The organism is Allobosea sp. 01N443 (assembly GCF_056399325.1).
The window spans coordinates 1-7223 of the sequence record NZ_JBFTRC010000288.1 but is presented as its reverse complement, the minus strand read 5'-3'; the positions used below and the strand labels follow the sequence as shown (position 1 = coordinate 7223).

The following is a 7223-nucleotide window of genomic DNA, read 5'->3' as shown; positions in this document are numbered from 1 at the left end:
GGTTTACCCTCGTGCGCACCTGAAGCTGCTTGCCATCGGCTTGTTTCGTCGCGGCGCTCCCGCCGTGACGAGACTGTCTAAGCGGGACACGAGCTAAGGCGATCAGCGGCGATGTTGGTGGCGATGACTGTTTGGGGTACCGGTGTTCTGCGGAATGCCGACGACGCCCTTTACACCGCCAACCACGCCTCCGGCGACTCCGCCAACGACCGCTCCTGCAACGCCAACGACCGCTCCTGCAACGCCGCCGACCGCTCCGGCCGCTCTGTTGCCGATATCGGCGCCTTGGGCAGCACCACGCGGCACGCCCTGAGCGCTCGCTGTCAGAGGTAAGGCGAAGATCGTGAGAGCCATTGCGCCGGCGAAAGCGAGACATCTGGTTGTCATGATAATGGTGTCCATTCGGATCACAGCGCCGCCCAGCGGGCACTCGGCGGTCGAAGGGAAAACCGCTTCCTCGGCACATAGTTCCGGCCGTCTTGCCGATTCCGTACCCATTTCATCGGGGCGATCTAGAGTGACGGCGAGGCCCGGTGTGCGCCAGGCCCTAACCCAAACTCACAGAGGCTTGCGTTACGTGCCGCCGAACTGCTGCGGCGGCGCCGAGCCCGGCCGCGGACCGCCGTCGAAGGCCGCCAACCCGTCCGTTTCCGCCGCTCGGAAGTGGCTTGGCGGCGCACCGATGACGCGCTTGAAGGCGCGGCTGAAGGCGGCCTCCGATTCATAGCCGAGCCGGCGCGCGACAATGGCGATTTTCATCCGGTCGCGGACGAGCCATTGCCGGGCCTGATGCATCCTGACCTGCACGACATAACGGGCCGGCGTCTCGCCAACGACGCTGGCGAAGCGCTCGGCGAACGCGGAGCGCGACGCGTGCATGACTCCGGCAAGCGCCTCGACGGTCCAGTCCTCGCTGGGATGGAGATGGATCGCGGCCAGGACCCGCCCGATATCGGGATCGCGCGCCGCGGCGACCCAGCCGGTCGAATCACCGCAACCCCGTTCGACCCAGGAGCGGATCAGCGCAGCGGCGACGACGTCGGCCAGGCGGGTGAGGATGCTGCCGGCACCGACCCGGTCCAGCGCGAGCTCGCAGGCCATGGTCGTGAGCAGGGGCGGGATGCCCGGTTCGTTGGCCGCGAGCTCGTGCAGCCGCATCAGTTCCGGCATCATCCGCAACAGCGGGTGCTGGCCATCGACGTTGAAGCTCATGCTGCCGCTGAAGAACATGGTCTGTTCACCGTCGCCACCACCGCGCGCCTCGGCGATGTCGCCGCAGACGGTCTGGAGCTGGCATTGTCCGAGCGGCTTGGTGCAGGCGCCGGGCGCGCTCGCCAAGGCGTGCTCGGCACCGCGCGGCAGCAGTACTGCATCTCCCTGCTCGAGGCGGATCCATTCGTTCTCCGGCGTTCGTAGCCAGCAGCCGCGCTCGGCGGCGAAGTGGAAGCGCGCCGCCTGCTGCGCCGGAAAGAGCAGGCCCCAAGGGGCGGTCATCTGGAAACGAGCATAGTCGACGCCCTCCAGCCGCAGGCCACGGAGCATTTCTGTCAGCGGATCGGTCATGGATTCCTGGACGAATAGTCAAGCATTCCGGATTTCCTAACATGGAAGCTCCAGAGCGTCATCTCTACTTGTCTGGTCCGACGTCCTGGAGACCGCCATGTCCGATTCCCTTTCCGCTACCGCGGACCCGCAATTCATCCCTGCCGAGATCGAGGAACGCACCGAAGCGGCGTGGCCGGCGATCTTCTCGCTCACCATGGGCGTGTTCGGGCTGGTCACGGCCGAGTTCCTGCCGGCAAGCCTGCTGACGCCGATCGCTGCCGACCTGGGCATCAGCGACGGGGCAGCTGGGCAGGCCGTAACGGCGACCGCCGTCATCGGCGCGGTCGCCGGTGTCGCGACTGCGATCATGACGAGAAGTATCGACAGGCGCATCGTGATGTGGGCGCTGACGTCGCTGCTGGTGGTGTCGAGCCTGCTGGCTGCGGTCGCCACGGGGCTGACGACGCTTCTGTTCGCGCGCCTGCTGCTCGGCATCCTATGTCCGTCCCTTCCTGGAGCAGGTACCGCTTCTGAAGGTCGAGGCGATCTCGCTGGTTCTGCTGGCCTATGGCGTCGGCGGTTTCTTCGGCAATTTCGCTGGCGGTGCCGTGGTCGCACGCAGCGTCAAGGCCGCCGTCGTGCTGGGCTCGCTCGCGATTGGCCTGGCGGCGCTCACGCTGCTCCTCTTCGGGGCTTCGACCCTCGTGTCGGGGTTCGCAATTGCGCTCTGGGGCTTCGCCTTCGGCTTCCTGCCGGTCGGCATCCAGACCTGGACGGTGCGCGTCGCTGCCGATCAGGCTGAAGCCGCGGGCGGCCTTCTCGTCGCTGCCTTCCAGGTCGCTATTGCGGGCGGGGCGATCTTCGGCGGATTGCTGGTCGACCATCTCGGCGCGTTGGGCGCCGTCGGCTATCTCGCCACCGCGACGCTGCTCGGTGCTGCCCTCGTCCTCGGTCTGGGCCGCGAGCCACCGGCTGCCAGCGGCGCGGCGTCGGCCATGGCCGGCTGAGATCGGATGGCGACGGTCCGCGTGATCGTCGCCATCACTTTTCTTCAAGACATCAGGGCCGGTATTCGCTGTATCCTGGCGGCATGGAATTGATCAGCCAAGGCGAAGCGCTGCTGGACACTCCGCTGCTGGCGGGGGAGCAAGCCCGCATCTTCACGGCCTCACGTTTCGCGGGGCTGGAATGCCTGTCGGCGAAGTTCCAGACGCATTCCTATGCCCCGCACGCGCACGAGACCTATGCGATCGGCACGATCGAAGCGGGCTGCGAGATCTGGCATGCACGGGGCCAGCGGCTTTATGCCCATGCCGGCGACATGGTTTTCAACCATCCGCTCGATGTCCATGACGGCCTGCCGCATGCCGGCGGCTATCGCTACCGGATGACCTATCCGACCGTCGAACTGATGCAGGAGGTTGCGGCCTCGCTGACCGGATTCGAGGTGCTTGGCACGCCGTTCTTCGCCGAACCCTGCGTTCACGACCCGGAGGCTGCGGCGCTGTTTTCTGCCGCGCACCGTCTGCTGGAGGAAAGCGGCGATGCCCTGGCGGGTGAAGAAGGGCTCTTGCGCGCCTACGCCTTTTGCCTGGCGCGCCATGCCGATCTTTCGGTGCGTCCGCTCGGGCGCGAGCGCGGGCCGATCGCCGAGGCCCGTGCGCTGCTCGAGCAGCGCTATGACGAAGACCTTTCACTGGCTGAAATGGCGCGGCGTTGCGGGTTGCCACGACATCATCTGATCCGTGCCTTCCGCCGCGAGACCGGCCTGACGCCGCATGCCTATCTCGTCGACATCCGTGTCCGCCGCGCGCGGGATCGCCTGCGTCGCGGCGAGATGCCTGGCGACGTTGCGGCGGCGACCGGCTTTTGCGACCAGGCGCATCTGACCCGCGCCTTCAAGGCGCGGCTCGGCGTCACTCCGGGCGCCTTCCGCGCTGCCCATCTGGCCTGAAGGGCTGTTTGCATGTCCATCCTCGACGATGCCCGTCTGGGCTTCAGCGATATCTGGCCGGCCGCCCTGGCTGCGGTCCCGATCGGCCTGCTCTTTGGCGCGCTCGCGGCCGGCAAGGGCCTCTCGCCGCTGGAGGTCTTCGTCATGGGGGCGCTGGTCTTTGCCGGCGGGGCCCAGTTCGCTGCGGTCGAACTCTGGGCGAGCCCGGCGCCTGTCTTCGCCATCATTTTCTCGACCCTGCTGATCAATGCCCGCCACGTGCTGATGAGCGCGTCGATTGCACCAAAGCTTGGGCGTTTCAGCACGGCCCAGAAGCTGACGGGCCTGTACTACATGGCTGACGAGAACTGGGCGCTGGCGGAGAAGCGAGCCCGGCTGCGGCAGCTCACGCCGGCCTACTGGTTCGGCATGATCGTGCCCTTCGTCTCATGCTGGCTGACGACGACGACTGTGGGCGCAACGGTCGGCGCGGCAATGGGCGACCCGCGCAGGCTCGGAGCCGACTTTGCCTTCACCGCGCTGTTCATCGCGCTGGTCGCTTCGTTCTGGAAGGGCAGGGTGACGTTCTGGACGGTGGCGGCTGCCGGTATCGCATCGGCGCTGACCTACAAGTTCGTCGGGCCACCCTGGCATGTCGCGGCGGGGGCGCTGAGCGGTCTGCTGGCCGCCTGGCTGGCTGCGGGGACGGAGCCAGACGTGGTTGCGGAGGGCGTGAAGTCGTGACACTCGACACGCTGAATCTCATCGCCATCCTGGGCATGGCGGCCGTCACCTATCTGACGCGGATCGCCGGACTGGCGCTGGCGGGGCGGCTCGATCTGTCGCCACGCGCGCAGGCAGCCTTCGACGCCATTCCGCCGGCCGTGCTGGTGGCGGTCATCGCGCCGAGTGCGCTGGCGACCGGCTGGCCGGAGACCGGAGCCGCACTCCTCGCCGCACTCGCTGCAACGCGGCTGCCGCTGCTGGCTGTCGTTGCCGTTGGGGTGCTGGCCGTGGTCGGGCTGAGGATGGTGATCTAAGGACATGACCTGAAGCCGCCGTCATGGTCGGGACGAGCCCAGCGATGGCGGCGGTGTCACTGCAGTGGTCGGCGTCTATAGCGGCCTGCAGGCGGCTTCCAGCCAGGCCCTCGCTTCGCCCTCCAATCGCGGGCTGAGCTTGGCCCAGACTTGCGCGTGATAGGCGTCGATCCAGGCGATCTCACCGGCATCGAGCAGCGAGCGCTCGATCAGCGCCCGTTCATAGGGGCACCAGGTGATGGTCTCGAAACCATAGATCGTGCGGTCGCCGCCGGGGATCTTCCGCTCCTCGACTACGATCAGGTTCTCGATGCGGATGCCGTACTCGCCCTGCTTGTAGTAGCCGGGTTCGTTGRAGAGGATCATGCCCGGCTCCAACGGCGTCGTGCCGAGCTTGGAGAGCCGCTGCGGCCCTTCATGCACCGAGAGATAGCTGCCGACGCCGTGGCCGGTGCCGTGATCGAAATCGAGACCGGCCTGCCAGAGCGGCAGGCGGGCCAGTGCGTCGAGCTGCGCGCCCGACGTTCCCTTGACGAAGACCACGCGCGAGATCGCCAGATGGCCCTTGAGCACGCGTGTATAGCGATCGCGCATCTCGGCGGTCGGGGTACCGACTGCAATGGTGCGGGTGATATCGGTGGTGCCGTCCTCGTACTGCGCTCCGGAATCGACCAGGAAGATGCCGGGTTCGAGCCGGCGATTGCTGGATTCCGTGACGCGATAATGGGGCAGGGCGGCGTTGGGGCCGGCGCCGGCGATGGTGGTGAAGGAGACGTCCTTGAGCAGGCCGGTTTTCAGGCGTTCGGATTCCAGTGCGGCGACCGCGTCGATCTCGGTGAGTTTGCCCTTCGGCGCCTCGCGCGCGAGCCATGACAGATAGCGCACCACGGCTGCGCCATCGCGCAGATGCGCGGCGCGGGTCCCGTTGAGCTCGGCTTCGTTCTTCCTTGCCTTCATCAATGCGATCGGGTCGGCGCCGGCATCGGGTGTGCCACCGGCATCGCGGATCAGGGTGGCGAGTGCGGAGGCGGCCGTCGCCTGATCGAGCCGGACCTTGGCCCTGGCCTTGCCTAGCGCCTCGAGTTGCCTTTCGAGTGCCGCCGGCGGGGCGATCTCACCGACCGCACCGATGGCGTCGCCCGCCTCGTTCGTGATCTTCTCGGGTGCAAGGAAGACGGTCGGGCGCCCCTCGCGCGGGACGATGCCATAGCCCAGCGGCAGGGGCGTGTGCTCGACGTCACCGCCGCGGATATTGAAGGTCCAGGCGAGGGCATGCGGGTCGGAAATGACCAATGCGTCCACCTTGGCCTTGGTCAGCGCTTCCTGGATGCGTGCAAGTTTGCTGGCGGTGGTCTCACCGGCATAGTCACCGCRATGGGCCTTGACCGCCGCGGCTGGAGGGGCCGGGCGATCGCTCCAGAGGGCGTCGATCGGGTTCCGCGAAACGGCGGTCAGTGTGCCGCCGGCAGCCGCGACCGCCTTCTCGAGCTTCGCGACGCCATCGACGGTGTGTAGCCAGGGATCGTAGCCCAGCCTCGCCCCTGCAGGCAGGTTCGTTTCGATCCAGCGTTCGAGCGGGGTCTCTTCCATCTTCACTGGCGCAACGACCTGCGTGTCGGTCTGCTCGGCCGATTGGATCGTGTAACGGCCGTCGACGATCAGGACTGCCTTGTCGGTCAGCACGACGGCATTGCCGGCCGAGCCGGTGAAGCCGGTGAGCCAGGCGAGCCGCGCCATATGGGCCGGAACATATTCACCCTGATGCTCGTCCGCGCGCGGCACGATGAACCCGTCCAGGCCTTGTGCAGCCAGCGCCTTGCGCAGGGCCGCGACGCGGGGCGCGACTTCGGCCGGATTGCTCGGTTCGGAAAAGGACTGGAAGCGGCAGGTCGGCAAATTGTGCGCGGGCGATTCGGTCATGGCGGGTCCAAACATGGCGATACCCGCCATCGTCGCGTCAGAACCGGCGGAAGGCCAGCGCAAATGCGACATCCTTGCCTGCTTTGTCGGCAGGCCCTCATAGCCGACGTTTTGGGCGTTTTGCCTCTTCGCTATGCGGTGGGCGTCAAATGTTAATGAAAATTTGGGGTACGCATGCGTCATGCGCATATCTCGCATCTGCGAAATCATCTTCTCGCAAGTGCGAAGAAGTACCACTTTGGTTGCATAAGAGAACGAGGAAGCGACCGGGACTGTCCTTCGTTTGGAATGAGGAGATGGACCTGTGACCTATGTATTGAATGCRACCGAAGCCCTGCCTGCCGCCAAAGCCATGAACACGGCGGGTCTGAGCTTCTGGCAGCGCCTCTATGTCGCAATGATCGAAAGCCGTCGCCGCTCCGCCATCCGTGAGCTGCGCGCGCGCTCCTACCTCGTCAACGAGGCGGAGATCGTGCTCGGCGGCTTTCCGCAAACGGCGCTGAAGAACGACGCCGCGCTTCCGTTCAACCGCTGATCTTTAGCGCCGCGCCCGAAGAGGCCGCCCGCGCTCCAAAAAGGACCAAGACCATGATCGCCATCGTCAAGCACGTCTTCGAATGGGTCGTCGATACGGCCAAGTTCACCGCCGCCGTCTGGCATGACGCTCGCGCCCTGCAGGCCGAGGCGGAACAGAAGTACGGCCACATCGCCTTCTGAGCCTGAGCTCGGAGCGACAACACCCTCTTTGGGTGGCTGGCCTAGTAGGGGCGGCGCGGTCTTGGGGC

8 protein-coding genes and 1 pseudogene are annotated in these 7223 nt (G+C 66.5%); 6 read left to right on the top strand and 3 right to left on the bottom strand.

All coding sequences use genetic code 11. The annotated features are described in order from the left end of the window. Positions 1-102 precede the first annotated feature (102 nt). The gene (locus tag AC1DRP_RS34740; protein WP_476770914.1) at positions 103-387 is read right to left on the bottom strand and encodes a hypothetical protein; all 285 of its coding nucleotides are present in this window, start codon (positions 385-387) and stop codon (positions 103-105) included. A 186-nt stretch (positions 388-573) separates the two neighbouring features. Then, a complete protein-coding gene (locus tag AC1DRP_RS34735; protein ID WP_441505342.1) occupies positions 574-1563 on the bottom strand; it encodes an AraC family transcriptional regulator in 990 nt (329 codons plus the stop codon). 97 nt (positions 1564-1660) lie between these two features. Here AC1DRP_RS34735 and AC1DRP_RS34730 point away from each other — a divergent pair. From AC1DRP_RS34730 to AC1DRP_RS34715, 4 genes and pseudogenes are all read left to right on the top strand, one after another. Continuing rightward, positions 1661-2552, top strand: a pseudogene (locus AC1DRP_RS34730) (MFS transporter). An 83-nt stretch (positions 2553-2635) separates the two neighbouring features. Next, positions 2636-3499, top strand: coding sequence for an AraC family ligand binding domain-containing protein (locus AC1DRP_RS34725; protein ID WP_476770913.1), 864 nt, complete (start codon positions 2636-2638; stop codon positions 3497-3499). Between the two features lie 12 nt (positions 3500-3511). Further along, a complete protein-coding gene (locus tag AC1DRP_RS34720; RefSeq protein ID WP_069879834.1) occupies positions 3512-4222 on the top strand; it encodes an AzlC family ABC transporter permease in 711 nt (236 codons plus the stop codon). Further along, complete coding sequence (locus AC1DRP_RS34715; RefSeq protein WP_441489298.1) at positions 4219-4518, top strand: AzlD family protein; 300 nt, start codon at positions 4219-4221, stop codon at positions 4516-4518. The genes AC1DRP_RS34720 and AC1DRP_RS34715 overlap by 4 nt, the downstream gene beginning before the upstream one ends. Before the next feature lie 75 nt (positions 4519-4593). Here the strand turns inward: AC1DRP_RS34715 and AC1DRP_RS34710 are convergent, their stop codons facing one another. Continuing rightward, positions 4594-6438: an aminopeptidase P family protein gene (locus tag AC1DRP_RS34710; protein WP_476770912.1), complete on the bottom strand. Its 1845-nt coding sequence runs from the start codon at positions 6436-6438 to the stop codon at positions 4594-4596. Between the two features lie 304 nt (positions 6439-6742). On the opposite strand from AC1DRP_RS34710, the gene AC1DRP_RS34705 reads away from it, so the two are divergent. Both AC1DRP_RS34705 and AC1DRP_RS34700 read left to right on the top strand, forming a co-directional pair. Further along, positions 6743-6973: a hypothetical protein gene (locus tag AC1DRP_RS34705; protein ID WP_441489296.1), complete on the top strand. Its 231-nt coding sequence runs from the start codon at positions 6743-6745 to the stop codon at positions 6971-6973. 53 nt (positions 6974-7026) lie between these two features. Next, the gene (locus tag AC1DRP_RS34700) at positions 7027-7155 is read left to right on the top strand and encodes a hypothetical protein (RefSeq protein ID WP_441476779.1); all 129 of its coding nucleotides are present in this window, start codon (positions 7027-7029) and stop codon (positions 7153-7155) included. The last annotated feature ends 68 nt before the right edge of the window (positions 7156-7223 follow it).

Bases quoted from the DNA above. Each gene is read 5' to 3' on its own strand.
- AC1DRP_RS34725 (WP_476770913.1), top strand. From the start codon at position 2,636: ATGGAATTGATCAGCCAAGGCGAAGCGCTGCTGGACACTCCGCTGCTG.
- AC1DRP_RS34720 (WP_069879834.1), top strand. From the start codon at position 3,512: ATGTCCATCCTCGACGATGCCCGTCTGGGCTTCAGCGATATCTGGCCG.
- AC1DRP_RS34700 (WP_441476779.1), top strand. From the start codon at position 7,027: ATGATCGCCATCGTCAAGCACGTCTTCGAATGGGTCGTCGATACGGCC.
- AC1DRP_RS34735 (WP_441505342.1), bottom strand. From the start codon at position 1,563: ATGACCGATCCGCTGACAGAAATGCTCCGTGGCCTGCGGCTGGAGGGC.
- AC1DRP_RS34740 (WP_476770914.1), bottom strand. From the start codon at position 387: ATGACAACCAGATGTCTCGCTTTCGCCGGCGCAATGGCTCTCACGATC.